This is a genomic window from Rhodococcus sp. 27YEA6 (genome assembly GCF_044908235.1).
Taxonomy (GTDB): Bacteria; Actinomycetota; Actinomycetes; order Mycobacteriales; family Mycobacteriaceae; genus Rhodococcus_F; species Rhodococcus_F qingshengii.
This window is the reverse complement of the sequence record NZ_JBIYCY010000002.1, coordinates 404538-425458: the sequence shown is the minus strand read 5'-3', so window position 1 is coordinate 425458 and position 20921 is coordinate 404538. Positions and strand designations below refer to the sequence as shown.

Sequence of the window (20921 nt, the reverse complement as noted above, 5' to 3'; positions counted from 1 at the left end):
CGACCACACGTCCCGTACGCCCACCGGTTGTCGTGAAACAACCGGCCTCTCGAAAAGGAATCGGATTCCCCGATGCGCGCCAGCTTTATTTTCAGCGAAGTCCTGACCGGCCTACGCCGCAACATCACGATGACCATCGCCATGATCTTGACGACGGCGATCTCCCTCGGACTCTTCGGCGGTGGTCTGCTGGTCGTGCAGATGGCAGGCAAGACCCAGCAGATCTTCCTCGAACGAGTCGAGGTGCAGATCTTCCTGACCGACGACATCTCTTCGGCCGATCCCGGTTGCGAGCAGGAGATCTGCAGTTCGTTGCGCAAGGAACTCGAGCAGACTCCGTCCGTCGTCGCGGTTCAGTACCTCAACCGCGAAGACGCCGTGAAGGACGCCACCGAGCGCGTGTTCAAGGACCAGCCCGAACTGGCAGCGCTGGTGAGCCCCGACAGCTTCCCGGCGTCGTTCAAGGTCAAGCTCAGTGACCCGGAGCGGTTCGGCGTCATCAACGACACCTTCGGTTCGAGGCCCGGCGTCGAGAGTGTGCTCAATCAGCGCGAGTTGGTGGACCGACTGTTCAGCGTGCTCGGTGGAGTGCGCAACGCAGCGTTCGCGATCGCGATCGTCCAGGCGATAGCGGCCATCCTGCTCATCGCCAACATGGTCCAGATCGCCGCGTTCACGCGTCGTACCGAGGTCAACATCATGCGGTTGGTCGGCGCGACGCGTTGGTACACCCAGCTTCCGTTTCTCCTCGAAGCCGTCGTGGCGGCCTTGATCGGTGCGGTGCTCGCCATTGCCGGACTGTTCACGGCGAAGAACGTCTTCATCGACGGGGTCCTGTCCGACGTCTACGAAGCAAACATCGTGGCGCGGATATCCAACAGTGACGTGCTGTTCGTCTCGCCGATCCTCGTACTTGCCGGTGTCGGAATGGCCGCGGTGACGGCGTACGTGACGCTGCGTCTGTACGTCCGCGAATAATCGGTTTGCACGAGCTTCTATGCTGGAACAGCAAGAACCATTCGACAGCAAGACAGCGGACTGAGAGGCCCGGACAGTGAAGGAAAAGGGCCGCAAGGTCATTGCGACCAATCGCAAAGCACGCCACAACTACACGATCATCGACACCTACGAGGCCGGTATCGCGCTCGTCGGGACCGAGGTCAAGAGTCTGCGTGAAGGCAAGGCGTCGCTCGTTGATGCGTTCGCCACCGTGGACAACGGCGAAGTGTGGTTGCGCTCGTTGCACATTCCGGAGTACACGCAAGGCACGTGGAACAACCATTCGCCACGTCGTACCCGAAAGCTCCTGCTGCACAAGCGTGAGATCGAGCACCTCGTCGGCAAGACCCGCGAGGGAAACCAGACGCTGGTCCCGCTGTCGATGTACTTCAACGACGGCAAGGTCAAGGTCGAACTCGCACTGGCAAAGGGTAAGCAGGACTACGACAAGCGCCAGGACATGGCCAAGCGGACCGCCGAGCGCGAGGTGACCCGCGAGCTCGGTCGTCGTATCAAGGGCATGCGCTGACCTCCATCCTGCTTGCCCTCGTGGCGGCAGTTGCCTACGGAGTCAGCGACTTCGTCGGGGGAGTTGCGTCACGACGAGTTGCCGCACTGCGTGTGGTGATCGTCTCGTATCCGCTCTCGCTCGTCATCGTTCTGATCGCAGCACCTTTCGTATCCGGGACGCTGACGCTGAACGGTTTGATCTGGGGCGCGATCGCGGGCGTCACGAGTGGTCTGGCGGTCTGGTGGTTCTATCTCGCGCTGGCAACCGGCCCCATGTCGGTGGTCTCGCCGCTGACAGCTGTTCTGGTGGCGGGCATTCCGGTGCTCGTCGGCTTCGCTTTCGGTGAGCGGCCGGGGTTGATCGCGTACCTGGGTATTGCCGTCGCGCTGGTCGCCGTCGTCCTGGTCAGCCGCGAGTCGCCTGACGACACCGCGGGTGAGGTTGCCGGCGGAATCACCCTCCGCTTCACCAGACAAGTGGCTCTTCTGACCGTCGGAAGCGGTGGCGCATTTGCGCTCTCGTTCATCGCACTTCACCAGATCGGCGAGGGCAGCGGGCTGTGGGCGTTGGCCGTATCTCGAGGCGCCGCGACCGTCGTGGTGTGGTTGGTCGCGCTGGCGGCCGGTCACTTCGTTCTCCCACGAGGCGAGCCACTCAAGCTCGCGGTGTACGTCAGCGTCCTCGACGTCGTCGCGAACGGGACGATGATCTACGCCTTCCAAGGCGGAATGCTCTCACTGGTCAGCGTGATCGGTTCGCTGTATCCGGCTGCGACGGTTCTGCTCGCCATGGTGATGCTGGGCGAGCGGGTAAGCCGCGTGCAACAAGCGGGAATGCTGTTGGCGCTGGCGGCAGTCGGCATGATTGCCGTCGCGGGCGCCTAGATTTTTTCGAGTTCCAGCGTTTTCAGTCCTAGCGTTTCAGCCGCGTCTGTCGGCCGGCGCTGCGCGTAGGTGAACCCGCTCGCCTTGTTTTCCGAAGAGGCTGATCGCCTCGGCCGGCCGGCCGTCGGCAGCACTGATGCGGTGCGGGATGTGCGTGTCGAACTCGGCGGCCTCGCCTGCGCCCATGATGAAATCCCGATCGCCGAGTTGGAGTCGGATGCGCCCGGACAGAACGTAGACCCACTCGTAGCCCTCGTGGGATCCCGGTTCGCGATCGTCGTCGGTGGGCGAGATGATCATCTTGTAGGCCTGCAGATTGCCGGGTTGACTGGTCAGCGGAATGACCGTCATACATCCGACCGTTCGAGGTTCTTCTCGAACGCGGGGGTCCTTGATCTTGCTGTTCACCAGGTCGTCCAACGGGACGCCGTGTGCCTTGGCAATCGGCAGCAGCAACTCCAAGTTGGCTCGGCGAGTACCGGATTCGAGTCTCGACAGTGTGCTGACGCTGATGTCGGTGGCCTCCGACAAATCGGCCAGGGTCATCCCGGACTGTTGGCGCAACGCACGTAGGCGAGGGCCGATGCCGGCTAGTACGGCTTCGAACGATGGTTCGGTCATGCACTCATTTTGCCAAAGTGGCAACAGTGTTTGTCAAGACTGCGTTCTCTTGTCATTCTGGATTCATGACGCAGAACTCATTCGACGTAGCAGTAATCGGAGCCGGTGCGGCAGGCCTCAACGCCGCACTCATTCTCGGTCAGGCACGCAGGTCCGTGATCGTCTTCGACAACGGATCGCCACGGAACGCGTCCGCCGACCACATGAACGGATTCCTCTCCCGTGACGGCATGAACCCGGCAGAATTGTTGACCATCGGCCGAGGTGAGGTCCGCAAATTCGGCGGCGAGTTCCATGACGGCACCGTTGTCTCCGTGACACCGGACGGCGAGAAATTCTCGGTAGAACTGGCTGGCGGCAGCAAGATTCAGGTGCGCAAGGTGCTTGTTTCGACGGGTCTGACGGACCGCCTACCGGTAGAACTCGAAGTCTTCGGCGAGCGTTGGGGACGCGATGTGTTGCACTGCCCGTACTGCCACGGGTACGGCGTGCGTGATCAGCCGCTCGGCGTGATCGCCAAGAGCGCGGAATTTGCGATGCACCAGGCGCTCATGGTTCGCCAGTGGTCCGATGACGTGGTTCTCTTCCTTCATCGCATCACCGAACTGAGTTCCGAAGATCGGGAAAAGCTTGCGGCTCGCGGTATTTCGATCGTCGAGGGTGAGGTTGCCGGTCCCGTCGTCGAGGATGATCGGTTGGTGGGCGTGCGGTTGGCCGACGGCAGTGTGGTCGCGCGTTCGGCGGTCTTTGTCGGTGGCGCCCTCACGATGGACCCCAACGATGCGATCTTGCGCGCATTCGGTGCGCAGCGCGCCGAGACGATGATGGGCGATTTTGTCACAGTCGACATGATGGGGGCCACAAGCGTGCCCGGCGTGTTCGCTGCGGGCAATGTCGTGGACCCGGGTGCCCAGGTCATCATGGCCGCAGCCGCCGGGGCGAAGGCCGGAGCGGGGATCAACATGATGTTGACCAACGACGACCTCGAGGTTGCACTCGCGCTTCGCAGTTGAATTGTGCGTAGCGTGGGGTGATGGACGCAGTGAGAGTGTTGATCACGGGTGCGACCGGATACATCGGCGGACGTCTTGCCCCTCGCCTGGTCGAAGAGGGTCATCGAGTTCGAGTGGTGGTGCGCAGCCCGGAGAAACTACGCGATGTTCCCTGGCACGATTCCGTGGAGATCAAGCGCGGGGATCTGACCGACAGTGGCACCCTCTCAGGTGTTTTCGACGATATCGACGTGGTCTACTACCTCGTTCACGCCATGGGTGGGGGAGGGTCGTTCTCGGATATCGACAAGCGAAGCGCGGAGAACGTCGCCGCCGCTGCCCGCGATGCGGGGGTGCGACGGATCGTCTACCTGGGCGGGCTTCATCCGTCCGACCGAGAGTTGTCGACTCACTTGCAGTCCCGGCTCGAAGTCGGTCGGATCCTGCTCGACTCCGAGGTTCCGACGGTTGTGTTCCAAGCTGGAGTGGTGATCGGATCGGGTTCGGCGTCCTTCGAAATGGTGCGCCACTTGACCAATCGGCTTCCGGTGATGACCACACCCAAGTGGGTGCACAACAACATTCAGCCGATCGCGGTGCGTGACGTACTCCACTATTTGATTGCAGCCGCGGCGACGACGCCGGAGGTCAACCGCGCCTTCGACATCGGTGGGCCGGATGTCATGCAGTACGGCGAAATGATGAACACCTACGCCGACGTCGCTGGATTGGTACGCCGACGCATCCTCGTCCTGCCCGTCCTCACCCCGCGTCTGGCAGGTCACTGGGTGGGATTGGTCACGCCGATCCCACGAGGTTTGGCGATGCCCCTGATCGAATCCCTGCAGAACGACGCGGTGATGCACAATCACGACATCGACGGCTTCATCCCGCCTCCCGCCGAGGGCCTCACGCCGTATCGAGAAGCGGTGCGACTGGCACTTCGAAAGATCGACACCGGTGAGGTGGAGACGGCGTGGTCCGGTGCAACGATTGCGGGCGCTCCATCCGATCCTCTTCCATCCGACCCGGATTGGGCCGGCGAAGCGGTCTACGTCGATCATCGCGAACGTGACTGCGCGGCGGATCCGAAAACCCTCTGGTCGGTGGTCGAGTCGATCGGCGGCGAGAACGGTTGGTATTCATTCCCTTTGGCGTGGGCCATTCGGGGGTGGATGGACCGCGCGGTCGGTGGTGTCGGACTGCGCCGGGGCAGGCGGGATCCACGCCGGCTCAACACGGGCGAAGCCCTGGACTTTTGGAGGGTCGAAGAAATCGATCGAGGCAAGTTGCTCCGATTGCGCGCCGAGATGAAGGTCCCGGGCGGAGCATGGTTGGAGTTGCGAGTATCAGAAGGCCCAGTCGGTGCCGACGGACGGCCGGTGGGTTCCCACCTCGATCAACGCGCGGTCTTCTTCCCTCGCGGGCTCGCGGGTCGGGCGTACTGGTATTCGATCCTTCCTTTCCACGGAGTTGTTTTCCAGGGGATGATCACCAACATCACCGGTGCCGCCGAGCGTGAGATGGCTGCAGTGCAGGAAACGGGTGCAGTGCAGGAAGTGGGTGCAGTGCAGGAAACGGCTGGGGCGAAGGACACGGAAAGTGCCGCCGATTAATTGGTATGACTTCCGAACTTCGGCGCGTTATAGTGAATAGCCCCACGAAAGACGCGGGGCACACACGGGGCTGAACGGTTTCGACTGCGTGTGTTGAGTTAGGGGAAGCGTGTCGGTGCAGGCAAGAGACCACCGTAAGCGTCGCTGCAAACCTATAAGCGCCGATTCCAATCAGCGCGACTACGCTCTCGCTGCCTAAGTAGCGAAGCGTGTCTGTCAGCCCGGGGTTGCCCTCGACCCGGTTCCTGGCATCAGCTAGAGGGCTTTACTGTTCGGCTCGGTCACGGAGTCGAATGGGACATCAAACAGTGACTGGGATCGTCATCCTGGCTTGTTCGCGAGACTGGGAGATCCAAGTAGAGACTTAGCGAACTGCACACGGAGAAGCCCTAGCGATTCAACGTAGGACCCGGGTTCAATTCCCGGCAGCTCCACAACAGGTCGGGCCGGAGAGCACACGCTCTCCGGCCCGACCTTTTTGCTGCCTTTTTGCTGCTGTCTTGCTGCCGCACTCTGCTGTGTGGCCCGGGCCTTCTTGCGATCAGGAGCCGAAGAATCCCAGGTCGACCGAGCCGACGAAGCCGGGAGCTTCCTTGGCCAGCGGCTTGCCGTCCAGATCGGCAGGCAATGCAACGCCCAGGCTCTTGAGGATTGTCGGGGTGATGTCGGCGATCGTGTACGAGTCTGTGTTCTTACCGGCCGCGTATCCCGCGCCGCGTGCTATGACGAATGTCGTTGCTTCCGCGGGTGTCTGACCGCCGTGCCCACCGGCGGGCTTGTGCCCGTGATCCGCAGTGACCAGTACAGTCCACTTCTCGCCGGTCTTTGCTGCGCGCTGATCGACGGCATCGACAATCTTGCCCACCTGAGCATCGACCGAGGCGATGGACTCTTCGTACGCAGCGCCGTTGGTGCCGCCGCTATGTCCCGCGCCGTCCACCTGATCGAGTTGGGTGAAGATCAGGTCAGGTCCCTTGTCTGTGATGTCGCGGGCGACGGCGTCTGCCGTCGAAGCGTCGGTGGCCGCTCCGGAACCTGCATCGGCCGTGGTGACGACAACGTCGGCTTTCGGTGTCCCACTGGAGGCGATGTTGTCGATGCCGCCCCAGGTGGAGATCGATTCGGTGAGGAGGGAGGGCTTTGCTGTTTCCAACCGGGTGAAGACGCTCGGGTAGAGGTCGAAGCGGGCGCCCGCGTACGTGTTGTCCTTGACTCCGTGCTTGGTATCCCAGACTCCGGTCAGGATGGTCGACCACGACGGTCCGGAGATGGTGGTGTGGCCGAGGATGGAAGATTCTCCGCTGGTTCCTTCGGCGATCAGCTTCTGGAGACGGGGAGCGTCGGCGGTCTTGATGTGGCTGAGCATAGTGCCGTCGAGGCCGATGACAACTGTCTTCTCGGCGGCCGACGGATTGAGGTCGGACGATCCGGGAATCGCTGCAGCAGTTGCAGTTCCGGCAGCAACAGCGCCGGCGAGGAGGAGTGTGATAGCGGCTGAGGTGCGTGCGATTTTCTTGGTCACGCTAAGCATCTTGCGATAGGACTAGACCAATTGCACTACCTGGATGTGAGGGTTGTCCTGTTGTTCACGGCAGATTCAGATTGGACTAGACCAATGTTTCCTCAGGCGGCCCAACCGTCGAGGATGACGCTGACCGCGTGATCGAGGTGAAGGGGCTCGCCGTCCCATCTTGGGATGATCGCGTCGTCGGGTATGTCTCCGCGCAGTAGGCCATCAGCGAATCCCTCGGTCGGTGGTGCTGGGTCGATGACGTCACCATTGGCGTAAAGGAACTCGAACTTCTGCTCGCCGAGAGCAGTGATCGTGAACTGGCCGTCATGCAGCGCGCGGTGGCAGGTGCCGCACAGCATGATCAGATTGTCCAAGTCCGTATTTCCGCCGCGTCCCCAGAATTTCACGTGATGTGCGTGTAAGAAGCGAGTCCGCCCGCAACCCGGTGTGCGGCAACATCCGTCGCGGTAATTCAATGCCAGCATTTGTTTGGCGCTGACGACGCGGGTCCCTCGGCCCAGATTCAAAACGCATCCCTCCTTTGTCGTTCCCAGGCGAAGTTTCGCGTTGCAGAGCACTTCCTCGGCGGCACTTTGGGGGAGCGCGGGTCCACTCGGTACACGGACGGTGTTCGCTTCGTGGAAGAACACAACTTCGTTCGCGGCGGCCTTGGACGTGCGGTCTGTGACTGCGGCGGTGGCGAGCTCTGCCATCGCGACGAGTCCTGGTCCGATATTTCCGGCCGGGTTCTTTGTAGCCTTCTCGTCGACAGGGCGGATGGCAGCGGTTCGGGTGCGTTCACGTTCCGCCGCCGCCAATGCTGCGAGGATTCGGGCGCCGTCCTGCGCGGGCAGGCGTCCTTTGATGACAAACTCGCCCGTATCCGAGTCCCAATGCCAGCGGACCTGAAGATGTTCGGGCGCTTTGCTTTTGCCGGATTCATTGTCGGTTGCTTTACGCAGACCTGCGGCGAGACGATCGATCTGGGCTGCGGGCGCCTCGCATCCGAACCGAACCATCTGCTTTCGTTTGACGGCGTGGTGACCCGGGTGAGTGCGCGAACCTTCGAGTAGGACAGCCGGCCTTGCTCGAAGGCCTTCCGCATCTCGGGCAAAGGTCGGAGCGCTTTGGCGACGCGAACATATTCCCTGCCGGTGTGCAGGCTCATTCCACATTTCCACGACAGCCAGTGGGCGCATGAATGCAGTCCAGGGCCGGACCAGCCGCGGTCTTCGTCGAACTTCGACAGGAGGGTGAGGAATCGAGCCGTGGCCGCGGCGATCTGGCCGGCGAGAGCGCAGATTTCGGAGCCGAGTTGCTCTACGTCGCTTCGGGTGGAATCCGGCGTTTCTTCATTGATCGGTGCCGCGGTATCGGTCAGTTCTGCGGTATCGGTCAGTTCTGCGTTCATCGTTGCCCCCGGCGCGTGTCCGACAATGTTTCGAATGTACGTTCGATAATAGATGCCAGTACCGACACACATCCGTGGATGAGGACGGAAAGCGTCCCCGCGGGGACGTCTAACCGCTGCCGATCGAGTACTCGGCGTAGGTACCGACATCCTCGAAGCCGACGTTTCGATAGAGCTGTGCGCCGTCGCTGGACGCCTGAAGTACAGCGGTTCGGGCACCTCGCTCGCGGGCGATGTCGAGTGCGGCAAGGGTGACCGCCGAGCCGAATCCGCGTCGGCGCGCCGTTTCGAGTGTGACGACCCCATACAGTCCGGCGACGTCGGCGGCAAAATGGACCTCGGCTCCGGCGACAGGCTGGGAGTTCGCGTATCCCACGACAAACGAACTCCGCGAGCGCTCATCGAGGATGTCATCGGCGGTGTCTTCGAAGAAACGTATTACTGCGGTTGAGGGCGGCGACCAATTGGCGGCCATCACGGCGGCGTAGTCGGCGAGCTGCGAACGAGTCGTCACTCGCTGAACGCACAGTTCTGAGACAGGCGTTGGGCGTGGGACGACGTTCAAGTCTGCCGTCATCGCTCTTTCTTCCTCGGAGCGCACGCAGCCGACGGCTGACAAGCGAGCGCCGAGGTCAGAGGGCTTGTCGCGCGGACCTGTCCACCAGGAGAACGGACGACCGGTTGCTCGAAGCCACGCGAGTACGTCGAGTAGTCGTCGGTCTTCTTCCGGGCCTTCAGCAGCAGGTACAGCGAAGCGCGCACCAGCGATGATGTTGAAAGTGTCGTCGGTGAGGCCGCTGTCTGCGACGACAACATCTGCAGAGACCGTGACCGATCCCGTCGGCAAGTGTTCATGCAGGTGGCAGGCATGGGATACCAAGTTGGCGTCCATGGCGTCGAGGACATCGCCGACGAGTGCTTCACGATTCACAAAAGAAATTCTACGAACCCCATCCAAATGGTTTTCGGCTCCGAATGCCGTGTATGACGCCCAACCGACGGCAACAGCAGGACGGTGACCAGCACCTGGTGGTGCTAGTGCTGCCTGGAGGAAAGGTATCGAGCCATCGCCCGGCTCGCGCCTGGCATCTGTCCAACCTTCGGATGTGCCCGTTCACCGCTCAGCTTCGCCTCTCCGGTGTGAAAGCGGTGCAGGCTCGCTATCGAGTTCGAGGTTGGAACGGTGCCGAGCGCAGTCCGGTCGCCGACGCCCGCGCCGCACTCGACGCGATAACGAAACGTAATTCACAAGCTCAGGTGATCCTGCTGGGGCACTCGATGGGCGGACGGGTCGCCGCCGAACTCTGTGGCGATCCGGCGGTGGTCGGTGTGGTCGCGCTGGCGCCGTGGTGGCCCGATGGAACGTCGGTGAATCTGCGTTCGGACACACCACTGTCAGTCCTTCACGGCACGGCTGACTCCTGGACCGATCCGGAGGTGTCGCGGCGAAAGGTCGACGAACTGCAGGCGTCGGGTAAGAGCGCTGAATGGATCGGCATCGACGGCGCAGGCCACTTCATGCTCCGTCGGGCGGCGACTTGGCATCGCCTCGTCGCGGATGCAATCGCAGGAATGAGTCGCGGGGTAGCCGCAACAAAGATGGGAGAACGACGATGAGTTCCGACAAGCGCAAGGTGGCCGTCGTCGGTAGTGGTGTCGCAGGTCTGACAGCGGCGTGGGTGCTCAGTAAGGACAGTGACGTCACCCTCTACGAAGCGGATTCACGGCTCGGCGGGCACGCGGACACCCATTCGGTCACCGACCCGGAAGGGCGAAGCCTCGCCATCGACACGGGGTTCATCGTCCACAACGATCGCACCTATCCGACATTGTTGCGATTGTTCGCAGAACTAGATGTGCCTACGCAGGAATCCGATATGAGCATGTCGGTCAGGTGTGGGGGGTGCGGGCTCGAGTACTCGGGAGGCCAAGGGTTGCGCGGCGTTCTCCCGACGCCGGGGCTGCTGGTGAACGGCAGTTTTCTGTCGATGTTGATGGAGGTCAAGCGCTTCCACCGCCGTGCCCGCGCATTGCTCGACAACACGGATCCGTCGGCACCTGACCAGACACTTGGGGTGTTTCTGCGCAGCGGCCGGTTCTCCGACTACTTCACCGCTCACTTCATGACTCCGCTCGTGTCGGCAGTCTGGTCGTGTGATCCCGGCTCGGCGCTGAAATATCCCGCGCGGTACCTGTTCTCATTCCTCGATCACCACGGAATGCTGAGCGTCACTGGATCGCCGACCTGGCGAACAGTCACCGGTGGATCGGGCGAATACGTTCGTCTCGTCGCCAAAAGTATCGGGGATATCCGCCTCAACACGCCGGTTCGCGCCGTCCACCGGTTCGACGATCGCGTCGACATTCGTGACGGCGACGACCAGATCCAGACCTTCGACGCAGCCGTGGTCGCAACGCATCCGCAGCAAGCACTGAAGATTTTGGCGGATCCGACGCCTGCCGAATCCCAGGTCCTCGGCGCAATGCCGTACTCCGTCAACCACACCCAACTTCACACCGACGAGAATGTGCTGCCCGGCAACACCAATGCGCGCGCGTCGTGGAACTACTACATCCCTGAATGCAACGCGAAGCCGGATCACGTTCTGGTCAGCTACGACATGACGAGGTTGCAGCGGCTCCCGGAGACCGGCCGGCGATACCTGGTGACCTTGGGGGGAGGCGAAATGGTGTCCCCGGACTCGGTGATCGATCAGATGACCTACGAGCATCCGCAGTACACACCCACCTCCGTCGCCGCTCAAGCGCGGCTTCCCGAGTTGGACTCGGACGTGCTCGCGTTTGCCGGTGCGTACCACGGATGGGGCTTCCACGAGGACGGTGCACTCTCTGGCCTGCGCGCCGCCGAACGCGTCGGAGGTCGGTGGCCGTGACCGCACCCATCACGCCGTCCATCGTTCATACGAGCATTCGGCACGTTCGAACGGAGCCGTTGCACAACGAGTTCGAGTACCGAAGCTACAGTTGGCTCGTCGACGTCGACGATTTGCCCGAGCTTCCGAAGGCTTTGCGGCCCTTGGCGAAGTTCGACGCCGGGGATCACCTCGGCGACCCCACTCGATCGATTCGTGCCAACGTCGAGACTTTTCTGGCAACCAACGGATTGGAGTTCGCCGGCGGTCGCATCCTCATGCTTGCGAACGCGCGTGTGTTCGGCCATGTGTTCAACCCGCTGAGTGTGTTCTGGTGTCTGAACGACGACGGCAGTCAGCGGTGCGTCGTTGCCGAGGTTCACAACACCTACGGCGAGCGGCACTGCTACCTGCTCGAAACCGACGAACGTGGCGCGGTTCGCACGTCCAAAGAGTTCTACGTATCTCCGTTCAACGATCTGGACGGCGAGTACCGGATGCGACTTCCGCTACCCGACACCGCGCTCGCGCTCTCGATAGTTCTGGCCCGTGACGGCAAGGCGCCCTTCGTGGCCACGGTGTCCGGTCGTTGTGTGCCGGCGACGACGCGCGAGATCGTGCGCAGTGCGCTCGCCATCCCGCTGGCTCCGCTCCGAGTCGCCGCGCAGATCAGATTTCAAGGAATCCGGCTGTGGGCCAGGCGCTTACCCATCGTTCCCCGACCGCAACATCACCCGCAGGAGGCAGTGCAATGACCACAACCACTCTCGGCACCGAACCTTCCGCTCACACGATCGAAACCGAGCGGTGGCCGGGCGTCGCCACCGTGCCGAGCGGGCTCAAAGTGCGGGTTGCATCACCGGTTGCCCGCGCCCTGTTCCACAAGGCGGTCGCACGTTTGCCGCTGCGTGTCCAGATGCCCAACGGTGAGTTCTCCGGTGGCGGTAGCCCCGATTCGCCGTTGATGGTCATTCACCGCCCAGACGACTTCGCTGCTCGTGTGGGTGACAGTGGTTTGATCGGATTCGGCGAGTCGTACATGGCGGGCGATTGGGAAGCGTCCGACCTCACTGCGGTCCTGGAAGTCTTCGCCTCCCGCGTGGCGACGCTCATTCCCGACTTCCTGCAGCGGCTACGAGGCCTCTACATTCCGAAGCAGCCTCGCAGTGAACGGAATTCGACGCAGAACACGCGCTCGAACATCTCCCGGCACTACGACCTCTCGAACGAGATGTTCGAACTGTTCCTCGACGACACTATGACGTATTCCAGTGCCCTCTTCGAGGATCTGTCGGTAGGGGCGACCCCGTCGTGGGACGTGTTCGCAGCGGCGCAGCATCGGAAGATCGATCGACTGCTGGATGGCGCAGGTGTCGGACCCGGTTCGCGAGTGCTCGAAATCGGCACAGGCTGGGGAGAATTGGCGATCCGAGCTGCCCAACGGGGAGCGACGGTGCGCTCGGTGACACTTTCGGTCGAACAGCAGGAATTGGCAGCGAAGCGGATAAGCGCTGCGGGATTGGCAGATCGCGTTCAGGTCGACCTTCTCGACTATCGGCAGGTACAGGGGGAGTACGACGCCGTTGTGTCGGTCGAGATGATCGAGGCCGTCGGCCACCAGTACTGGGGAAGCTACTTCCAGACGATCGACGCCCTGCTGGCGCCGGGTGGGCGCGCGGCGATCCAAGCCATCACGATGCCGCACGATCGAATGCTCGCGACCCGCAACACCTACACCTGGGTGCACAAGTACATCTTCCCCGGCGGATTTCTCCCGTCGGTGCGGGCGATCGAGGACGTCACCGAGCGCATGACAACCCTGCGGGTGCGTGAGCGGATGTCGATGGGCGATCACTACGCGCAGACGTTGCGACTGTGGGACGAGCGATTCAGCGCTCGCACCGACGAGGCGTCCGCGCTCGGGTTCGACGCAGTGTTCGCGCGCATGTGGCATTTCTATCTCTGCTACTCCGAGGCGGGGTTTCGGTCGGGGTATCTCGACGTCCAGCAAATTGTTCTCGATCGGAGGAACCAGCGATGACTGCCACAATGGATCGAACGGCACAAGGTACCGGCGTTGCGGGTCGTCTCTCGGACATCCTCAGTCCACTTGTCGGCGGCGAACTTCCGGTGCGGTTGACTGCATGGGACGGCAGCACAGCAGGTCCGGAAGATGCTCCGAAGGTGACGCTTTACAGCCCGAACGTTTTGCGACGCTTGCTCTGGAATCCCGGCGAGTTGGGGGCTGCGCAGGCGTATGTTCTCGGTGAACTCGACGTCGAGGGCGATCTAGGCGATGCACTCACACACGTGTGGAAGGTGTCTGCCGAGCGGGGGCTCGGGTCGATTACCCCGACACCGTCGCTCGTCTTGGCCGCGGTCAAGGCTGCGCGATCCTTCGGTGCTTTCGGGAGACCTTTGGCTCCGCCGGCGTCGCAGGCTCAGGTGAAGGGGCGCCTGCACAGCCTCGCCCGCGACCGCGAGGCGATCGGGCACCACTACGATTTGTCGAACGATTTCTACCAATTGATCCTCGATGAGAACATGGCGTACTCCTCGGGCTATTGGACTTCCGATGCACCGGACTACACGCTCGAAGACTCACAGACAGACAAGCTGGACTTGGTGTGCCGCAAGGTCGGTCTCGATCGAGCGCGAGGCTTGCGGTTTCTCGATGTCGGCTGTGGTTGGGGCTCGCTCAGCCTGCATGCAGCGCGGGAGTACGGCGCCAGGGTTGTCGGAATCACGATCTCGGCGGAGCAGAAGGCTTTTGTCGACGCGAAGGTCCGCGCGCTCGGTTTGGAAGACTGGGTCGAGATTCGCCTCCAAGATTATCGAGAGATTCCAGACGGTCCCTTCGATGCGGTCGCTTCCATCGAGATGGGTGAGCATGTCGGTGAGGACAACTATCCGACCTACGTGAAAGCGCTCCACGACAATGTTATTGCCGGTGGCCGTGTGCTGATTCAGCAGATGTCCCGCACTGGCCCGCACCCCGGGGGAGGTCCGTTCATCGAGTCGTTCATCGCGCCGGACATGTACATGCGGCCCGTCGGTCGCACTGTTGCGATGATCGAGGAAGGTGGACTCGAAGTGCGGGACGTCCACGCCCTGCGTGAGCACTACGTGCGGACCGTCGACGCGTGGATCGAGACCTTCGAATCGAACTGGGATCGCGTCGTGGAACTCGTAGGTGTCGAAGTCGCTCGGGTGTGGCGTCTCTACCTCGTCGGCGGAGGAATGGCATTTCGGGACGGCAGGATGGGCGTCGATCAGATTCTGTCGGTCCGGCCGCACGGTGATGGTCGATCGGGTATGGAACCGGTACGGCCGCAGTGGGTGTCGCGGCGATGAACGGATTCGACTGGGGCGCGTTCGGAGTGGTCACACTCACGAGTCTGCTGGCGATCGCCGTCGGAATGGCGGTGACAGCCACGATCGGTGTACGGATCGGGCGCCACAACGTTGTCGACGTGTCGTGGGGCGCCGGCTTCGTTCTGATCGCGCTCGTGTCCGCGATAGTGGGAACCGGCGACCTCTGGCGCCGGTTGCTGATGCTTGCGCTCGTGGCGATCTGGGGTCTGCGGTTGGCGACGCACATGGCGATTCGATCGCGTGGCAAAGGTGAAGACCCGCGGTACGAAGAAATGCTCGGACGAGCGACGGGTAATCGAACGCTGTATGCGATCCGCAAGATCTATCTCACGCAGGGGATTTCGTTGTGGTTCGTCTCCCTGCCGATCCAGGTCGCAGCAGTGTCGAACGGCAGCTTCGGACTTCTTGTCGTACTCGGAATCGCGCTGTGGATTGTCGGCGTCACGTTCGAGACGGTCGGCGACCGACAGATGGAGGAGTTCAAATCCGATCCGGGCAGCCGTGGCCACATCATGGATCAAGGTTTGTGGGCATGGACGCGGCATCCCAACTATTTCGGCGATGCGTGTGTCTGGTGGGGGATCTTCCTCGTCTCGGCGTCCGTGTGGCCGGGGGTGTTGACCGTCCTCTCACCGATCGCCATGACGTACTTCCTGGTCTTCGCCACCGGAGCGCGGTTGCTCGAGCGACACATGGAACAGCGTCCGGGCTATCGCGAGTATCAGCAGCGGACAAGTTACTTCATTCCTCGCCCGCCGAAAGCCCGCTCCGGGACGTAGGCTCTTTCGGGTGAGGCCAGAGCATGGGTGATCTGAAACTGCCGGCTGCGGTATGCGCGGTTGCCGTCGGCGGAGGGTTGGGCGCGCTCAGCCGCTACGGTCTGGGGGAGCTTTTTCCCCACATCTGGACGACGCTGGTCATCAACGTCGTCGGCTCGTTCGTTCTCGGTGTTCTCGCGGCCCTGCTCGTGCACAACAAGGTTGGGTACCTCTTTCTCGGCACGGGCTTCTGCGGCGGCTTCACCACCTTCTCGTCCTTCGCGGTTCACGCCGTGACGGAGAGTCCGTGGCGATCGATTCTCTATGTTCTCGGGACGTTGCTTCCCGCGATCCTCGCTGCAGCACTGGGCAAAGGGCTCGGTGAACGCTGGATCCGCGCGCGGGACGGAGCGTCGGCATGACAGTTCTCCTGGTGGCGCTCGGCGGCGGCGCTGGTGCGAGTGGCCGGTACCTGTTGGCGCGGTATGTGCCCGCGTACAAGGGATTTCCGGCTGCGACGTTCGCCGCGAACGTGATCGGCTGCTTCCTCCTTGGATTGTTCACCGGGGCAGCTCTTTCCACCGAGATGGCCGCACTTCTGGCGACCGGCTTCTGCGGCGGCTTGTCCACCTATTCGACATTCGCGACCGAGAACGTCGGGATGATCGAGAGGCGCCAGACGGCGCTTTCTCTGATCTACATCGTCCTCAGTCTGATCGTGGGACTGTCCGCTGCGTGGTTGGGAATCCAGATCACGGATTGACGGATCCGGCGCCGAGCGTGCACGCCACGCGGCCAGGGTAGACAATTGTCCACAGTCGCGTCGACACAGTGGTCGACCACCGGGCCGAGGGGGATTCGTGGCGCACGAACGAGCAGGACAAGTGGCTCTGCCAGAGGATCTGATCAATGTTCCTCATCTGGTCACCGCGTATTACACGCGCACTCCGGATCCTGAGAACCCGATGCAGCAGGTACTTTTCGGCACTTCAGGACATCGCGGTTCCAGTCTCGACTCGGCGTTCAACGAAGCTCATATCCTGGCGACAACCCAGGCGATCGTCGAGTACCGCGCTTCGCAGGGAATCGACGGCCCGCTGTTCATCGGCCGGGACACACATGCGCTCTCGGAGCCGGCCTGGCTGTCGGCCTTGGAGGTCCTGGTCGCCAACGACGTCGTCGTCCTCGTCGATTCACGCGACGCCTACACTCCCACCCCGGCTGTCAGTCACGCGATCTTGCGATACAACTCGACGGGTCCGGAGGCCAAAGCCGACGGCATCGTCGTGACACCGTCACACAATCCGCCTCGTGACGGTGGCTTCAAATACAACCCGCCGCACGGCGGGCCCGCGGACACGGATGCGACGTCGGTTATCGCCGATCGAGCGAACGAGCTACTGCGCAAGGGGCTTTCCGGGGTACGGCGTGTGACGGCGGCACAAGCGCTGGACCGCGTCGAACGCTACGACTTCCTCCGCTACTACGTCGAAGACCTCCCCAGTGTCCTCGACCTCGACGCGATCCGCGATGCCGGAATCACGATCGGTGCAGACCCCCTCGGCGGGGCAAGCGTCGACTACTGGGGCGCGATTGCCGAAACTCACCGACTCGACCTCGAAGTGGTGAATCCTCTCGTCGATCCGACCTGGCGGTTCATGACGCTCGATACGGACGGCAAGATCCGCATGGACTGCTCGTCGCCCGACGCGATGGCGTCGCTGATCGGGATTCGGGATCGCTACGACATCGCGACCGGAAACGATGCGGACTCCGACCGCCACGGCATCGTCACTCCCGACGGCGGTTTGATGAACCCGAATCACTATCTGGCCGTTGCCATCGAGTACCTGTTCGCGAACCGGCCAGGTTGGGGCGCAGATACCAAGGTCGGCAAGACCCTCGTGAGTTCCTCGATGATCGACCGTGTCGTGAGCAGCCTGGGCCGCGAATTGCTCGAGGTTCCGGTCGGGTTCAAGTGGTTCGTTCCCGGATTGCTCGACGGGTCTGTGGGATTCGGCGGCGAGGAAAGCGCCGGCGCGTCCTTCCTCCGACACGACGGTTCCGTCTGGACGACGGACAAGGACGGCATCATCCTTGCGTTGCTCGCGTCGGAAATCACCGCGGTGACGGGAAAGTCTCCGTCAGCGCACTACGCCGCGTTGGCCGAGAAGTTCGGGAGCCCGGCGTACGCACGTATCGATGCGCCCGCGACACGCGCACAGAAGGCAGTCTTGGCAAAACTGTCTCCCGACCAGGTGAGTGCGACCGAGCTGGCGGGTGAACCGATCACCGCGACACTGACCGCGGCGCCCGGAAACGGCGCGGCGATCGGTGGTCTCAAGGTGACGACGGAGAACGCGTGGTTTGCAGCGAGGCCGTCCGGCACGGAGGACGTGTACAAGATCTATGCCGAGTCGATGAAGGGCGCCGATCATCTGGCTCAGGTTCAGGCAGCGGCCAAGGACTTGGTGTCCAGCGTCTTGAAGGCGAACTAGCCCGCGGACCGCTCATGTCGCCCGGCTAGAATTCCGGGCGACATGAAAACTCGTGCAGCCAAGCTGCCACAGGAAATTTGGGTACTGGTCGCCGCCAGCTTCGTCATCGCCCTCGGATTCGGGTTGGTCGCCCCGGCACTACCTCAGTTCGCACGCAGCTTCGACGTATCGGTCACCGCCGCCACGATCGTGATCTCGTCTTTCGCTTTCATGCGGTTGGTGTTCGCGCCGATGAGCGGCACTTTGGTACAGAAACTCGGTGAGCGTCCGGTCTACATCGTCGGCCTTTTGATCGTCGCGGTCTCGACCGGTGCGTGCGCTTTCGCGGGGGAGTACTGGCAACTTCTGCTGTTCCGGTCGTTGGGCGGCATCGGGTCGACCATGTTCACGGTGTCGGCTCTCGGGCTGATCATTCGCATGTCACCGTCGGACAGTCGCGGCCGCGTGTCGGGTCTGTACGCGACGAGCTTTCTCATGGGATCGATCGGCGGCCCGCTGGTCGGCGGTGCGCTGTTGCAGTTCGGTCTGCGGATGCCGTTCATCATCTACGCAATTGCGTTGGTGATCGCCGCGCTCGTTGTCTTCGTGAGCCTGCGTGGATCTCATTTGGCGTCACCGGACAAGGCTGTCGATGTGAAGTCGATGACTCTCACAGAAGGCCTCCAGTCTCCGGTGTACCGGGCAGCGCTCGGATCGAATCTCGCCTTCGGCGGCGTGATCTTCGGAGTTCGCGTTGCCATGGTTCCCCTGTTCGTCGTCGAGTTCCTCGGCCGAGACCCCTCGATTGCGGCCTACGCCCTGACGATCTTCGCCGTCGGCAATGCGTTGGTGTTGATCGTCTCCGGACGACTCTCGGACCGCTTCGGACGCAAGCCCTTTGTCGTGAGCGGCCTACTCATCTGCGGTCTGGGAACCATCGCAATGGGATTCACCGACAACCTCGTGGTGTTCTTCGCCATTGCCGCAGTGACTGGTGTCGGCTCCGGCCTCATGAGTCCGGCCCAGCAGGCCGCGGTTGCCGATGTTGTCGGATCGACGGCCCGAGGCGGACCCGTTCTGGCGGTATTCCAGATGATGTCCGACATCGGTGGGGTAGTGGCGCCGATTTGTGCCGGACTGATCGCCCAGCATGTGTCGTACTCGGCGGCCTTCGCGGTGATGGGAGCCGTAGTAGTCGTGTCGGCGACGGGGTGGTTGTTCGTCCCGTCGCGAACGAAGCCTGTCGAATCCGTTGTAGAAGATCTGACTGATGTGACGGTGCTAACGGATACTCCTGCGCGGACAAACCTGGACTGACCGGGCATTCTGTACTCTCGATCGGGTGGCAATTCGCATCGTGAGTCTTGTGGCCCGATTGGGTTTGGCGGCCGTCTGGCTGATTTCCGGGGGACTCAAGTTCTTTGATCCCGTTCAGACGAAGATCGCGGTGCGCGCCTATCAACTATTGCCCGAGTCACTGGTGGGTCCGGTGGCGACGGCTCTTCCCCTGGTCGAAATAGTCCTGGGCCTGCTGATCCTCGTCGGGTTGGCGGTGCGAGCATCCGCTGCAGTCTCGGTGGTCATCCTCACGGTTCTCATTGCGGTGATCATTTCGGTGTGGGCCAGGGGATTGTCCATCGACTGCGGATGTTTCGGCGGCGGAGGTGCAGCCGACGTCGGCGCTTGGGACTATTCGAAGGAGATTCTCCGCGACCTGGGCTTCTTGGCACTTGCCGTCTGGCTGCTCGTGTTCCCGCGTTCGCCACTCGCGTTGGGGCCCGGATCACGCGCGGCGTTCTCAGTGGATACTCAGTCTTCAGTGGCAAGGTAAGCAATCGGTAAATCGTTTCGACGCACGAAGGACTGCATCAGCGTGAGCACCAAGAGCAGCAAGAACAAATACTCTCCGGAACCGGTCTCGAGCCGCTCCACCTACATCATCGGTGGCCTCGCGGTGCTCGTGATCGCGGCCCTCGTCATCGGCGGTGTCTTGTGGACGAACAGCAAGAACAAGCCCCAGAACGACGGTTACGGCTCCGTGCAGAGTTCCGAAGTTGCCGTCACGGTGCAGGACAACGGAGTGGTGCTGCTCGGCAAGCCCTCCGCCGCGACAACCATTGATCTCTTCGAGGATCCGCTGTGCCCGGCCTGTGCTGCTCTCGAACACCTCAGTGGCCAGGCTCTCGCGGCCGCCGTCGACAACGGTGACGTCGCCGTGCGGTACCACATGCTGAACTTCCTCAACCGGGCCTCGGGCAGCGGTGACTACTCCACACGGGCCGGCGCCGCTCTGCTCTGCGTCGCTCAGGGTGGTGACGCGATTGCGTACTCCGCATTCCACAACAAGCTTTTCGCGACCGACACGCAGCCGGCCGAGGGCGGCAGCAGCGACCACACCAACGACGACCTCGCCCAGATCGCTCGTGATGCGGGCGCATCCGAGGACGTGGCAACCTGCATCTCTTCCGGTACCAACGTCGAAGCCGCCGCGGCCAATGCCGCAGCCGCCAGCCAGGCGCTCAAGGATGTCGGGTCGAACGGGACGCCCACGGTAGTGGCGAACGGCAAGATCGTTGACACGGGCAGCAGCGACTGGGTTTCCAAGCTCTCCTCCTGAGCTGAAGCGGCCGCTCCGACGAGGAGCGGCCGCTTCGCTCTGACCAGGCGATTTGTTGCCCAGGAGTCAAGTGGTGTAACTTTCTTCCAGCAAGCGGAAAGCAGAACAGCCGCTGCGAGTTCGACTGTTAGAGCGAACTGAATACGGGGCTATGGCGCAGCTGGTAGCGCACCACACTGGCAGTGTGGGGGTCAGGGGTTCGAGTCCCCTTAGCTCCACCCAAGACAAATGCTCTGCACCAAACGGTGCAGAGCATTTGTTGTTTTCGAGCCAG

General features: G+C 62.4%; 21 protein-coding genes, 1 tRNA gene, 1 other RNA gene and 1 pseudogene. 19 read left to right on the top strand and 5 right to left on the bottom strand.

Going from position 1 to position 20921, the window contains the following annotated elements; all coding sequences use genetic code 11:
- Positions 1-72 precede the first annotated feature (72 nt).
- From ftsX to ABH939_RS08385, 3 genes are all read left to right on the top strand, one after another.
- Positions 73-978: a permease-like cell division protein FtsX gene (ftsX, locus tag ABH939_RS08395; RefSeq protein ID WP_003942367.1), complete on the top strand. Its 906-nt coding sequence runs from the start codon at positions 73-75 to the stop codon at positions 976-978.
- Between the two features lie 76 nt (positions 979-1054).
- Positions 1055-1528 carry an SsrA-binding protein SmpB gene (gene smpB / locus ABH939_RS08390; protein ID WP_003942330.1) on the top strand — a complete coding sequence of 158 codons (474 nt, stop codon included), beginning with the start codon at positions 1055-1057 and terminating at the stop codon, positions 1526-1528.
- Between the two features lie 8 nt (positions 1529-1536).
- Positions 1537-2394, top strand: coding sequence for a DMT family transporter (locus ABH939_RS08385; protein ID WP_075832889.1), 858 nt, complete (start codon positions 1537-1539; stop codon positions 2392-2394).
- Between the two features lie 36 nt (positions 2395-2430).
- Here ABH939_RS08385 and ABH939_RS08380 read toward each other — a convergent pair whose 3' ends face one another.
- A complete protein-coding gene (locus ABH939_RS08380) occupies positions 2431-3015 on the bottom strand; it encodes a helix-turn-helix domain-containing protein (protein WP_065455536.1) in 585 nt (194 codons plus the stop codon).
- A gap of 65 nt (positions 3016-3080) precedes the next feature.
- Between ABH939_RS08380 and ABH939_RS08375 the strand changes: the two genes are divergently transcribed.
- The 3 genes from ABH939_RS08375 to ssrA all read left to right on the top strand — a co-directional run bounded on the left by ABH939_RS08375 (position 3081) and on the right by ssrA (position 6060).
- Positions 3081-4028: an NAD(P)/FAD-dependent oxidoreductase gene (locus ABH939_RS08375; protein ID WP_404649549.1), complete on the top strand. Its 948-nt coding sequence runs from the start codon at positions 3081-3083 to the stop codon at positions 4026-4028.
- A 20-nt stretch (positions 4029-4048) separates the two neighbouring features.
- Positions 4049-5623 carry an SDR family oxidoreductase gene (locus tag ABH939_RS08370; RefSeq protein ID WP_333830598.1) on the top strand — a complete coding sequence of 525 codons (1575 nt, stop codon included), beginning with the start codon at positions 4049-4051 and terminating at the stop codon, positions 5621-5623.
- Between the two features lie 66 nt (positions 5624-5689).
- Positions 5690-6060, top strand: a transfer-messenger RNA (tmRNA) gene (gene ssrA / locus ABH939_RS08365).
- Between the two features lie 104 nt (positions 6061-6164).
- Here the strand turns inward: ssrA and ABH939_RS08360 are convergent.
- The 4 genes and pseudogenes from ABH939_RS08360 to ABH939_RS08345 form a co-directional block, all read right to left on the bottom strand.
- Positions 6165-7145 carry an alkaline phosphatase family protein gene (locus ABH939_RS08360; RefSeq protein ID WP_333830600.1) on the bottom strand — a complete coding sequence of 327 codons (981 nt, stop codon included), beginning with the start codon at positions 7143-7145 and terminating at the stop codon, positions 6165-6167.
- Positions 7146-7246: 101 nt separating this feature from the next.
- Entirely contained in the window at positions 7247-8155 is a 909-nt protein-coding gene (locus tag ABH939_RS08355; RefSeq protein WP_404649548.1) for an HNH endonuclease signature motif containing protein, read from the bottom strand.
- An 86-nt stretch (positions 8156-8241) separates the two neighbouring features.
- Positions 8242-8547: pseudogene (locus tag ABH939_RS08350) on the bottom strand (HNH endonuclease); the annotation flags it as partial.
- Positions 8548-8656: 109 nt separating this feature from the next.
- Positions 8657-9478 carry a GNAT family N-acetyltransferase gene (locus tag ABH939_RS08345; RefSeq protein ID WP_080726644.1) on the bottom strand — a complete coding sequence of 274 codons (822 nt, stop codon included), beginning with the start codon at positions 9476-9478 and terminating at the stop codon, positions 8657-8659.
- 53 nt (positions 9479-9531) lie between these two features.
- Here ABH939_RS08345 and ABH939_RS08340 point away from each other — a divergent pair, with 53 nt between their 5' ends.
- From ABH939_RS08340 to ABH939_RS08280, 13 genes are all read left to right on the top strand, one after another.
- Complete coding sequence (locus ABH939_RS08340) at positions 9532-10164, top strand: dienelactone hydrolase family protein (RefSeq protein ID WP_063316608.1); 633 nt, start codon at positions 9532-9534, stop codon at positions 10162-10164.
- A complete protein-coding gene (locus ABH939_RS08335) occupies positions 10161-11441 on the top strand; it encodes an NAD(P)/FAD-dependent oxidoreductase (protein WP_007731296.1) in 1281 nt (426 codons plus the stop codon). The genes ABH939_RS08340 and ABH939_RS08335 overlap by 4 nt, the downstream gene beginning before the upstream one ends.
- Positions 11432-12175 (top strand): DUF1365 domain-containing protein, encoded by a 744-nt coding sequence (locus tag ABH939_RS08330; RefSeq protein WP_042450068.1) that lies wholly within the window; start codon positions 11432-11434, stop codon positions 12173-12175. Before ABH939_RS08335 ends, ABH939_RS08330 begins: the two co-directional genes overlap by 10 nt.
- Positions 12172-13461: a cyclopropane-fatty-acyl-phospholipid synthase family protein gene (locus ABH939_RS08325; protein WP_007731299.1), complete on the top strand. Its 1290-nt coding sequence runs from the start codon at positions 12172-12174 to the stop codon at positions 13459-13461. Before ABH939_RS08330 ends, ABH939_RS08325 begins: the two co-directional genes overlap by 4 nt.
- Positions 13458-14774, top strand: a complete 1317-nt coding sequence (locus ABH939_RS08320) for a class I SAM-dependent methyltransferase (RefSeq protein ID WP_054781425.1) — start codon at positions 13458-13460, stop codon at positions 14772-14774. Before ABH939_RS08325 ends, ABH939_RS08320 begins: the two co-directional genes overlap by 4 nt.
- Complete coding sequence (locus tag ABH939_RS08315; RefSeq protein ID WP_037130102.1) at positions 14771-15574, top strand: DUF1295 domain-containing protein; 804 nt, start codon at positions 14771-14773, stop codon at positions 15572-15574. The genes ABH939_RS08320 and ABH939_RS08315 overlap by 4 nt, the downstream gene beginning before the upstream one ends.
- Before the next feature lie 23 nt (positions 15575-15597).
- A complete protein-coding gene (locus ABH939_RS08310) occupies positions 15598-15975 on the top strand; it encodes a CrcB family protein (protein WP_058038587.1) in 378 nt (125 codons plus the stop codon).
- Positions 15972-16316, top strand: a complete 345-nt coding sequence (gene crcB, locus ABH939_RS08305) for a fluoride efflux transporter CrcB (RefSeq protein ID WP_003942344.1) — start codon at positions 15972-15974, stop codon at positions 16314-16316. The genes ABH939_RS08310 and crcB overlap by 4 nt, the downstream gene beginning before the upstream one ends.
- A 97-nt stretch (positions 16317-16413) precedes the next feature.
- The gene (pgm, locus tag ABH939_RS08300) at positions 16414-18051 is read left to right on the top strand and encodes a phosphoglucomutase (alpha-D-glucose-1,6-bisphosphate-dependent) (RefSeq protein WP_404649547.1); all 1638 of its coding nucleotides are present in this window, start codon (positions 16414-16416) and stop codon (positions 18049-18051) included.
- A 42-nt stretch (positions 18052-18093) separates the two neighbouring features.
- Positions 18094-19347 (top strand): MFS transporter, encoded by a 1254-nt coding sequence (locus ABH939_RS08295; RefSeq protein WP_003942326.1) that lies wholly within the window; start codon positions 18094-18096, stop codon positions 19345-19347.
- A gap of 25 nt (positions 19348-19372) precedes the next feature.
- On the top strand, positions 19373-19861 hold the full coding sequence (locus tag ABH939_RS08290; RefSeq protein WP_003942318.1) for a MauE/DoxX family redox-associated membrane protein: 489 nt from the start codon (positions 19373-19375) through the stop codon (positions 19859-19861).
- Between the two features lie 42 nt (positions 19862-19903).
- Positions 19904-20647, top strand: coding sequence for a DsbA family protein (locus ABH939_RS08285; RefSeq protein WP_007731305.1), 744 nt, complete (start codon positions 19904-19906; stop codon positions 20645-20647).
- A 145-nt stretch (positions 20648-20792) separates the two neighbouring features.
- Positions 20793-20865 (top strand) — tRNA-Ala (locus ABH939_RS08280).
- Positions 20866-20921 lie beyond the last annotated feature (56 nt).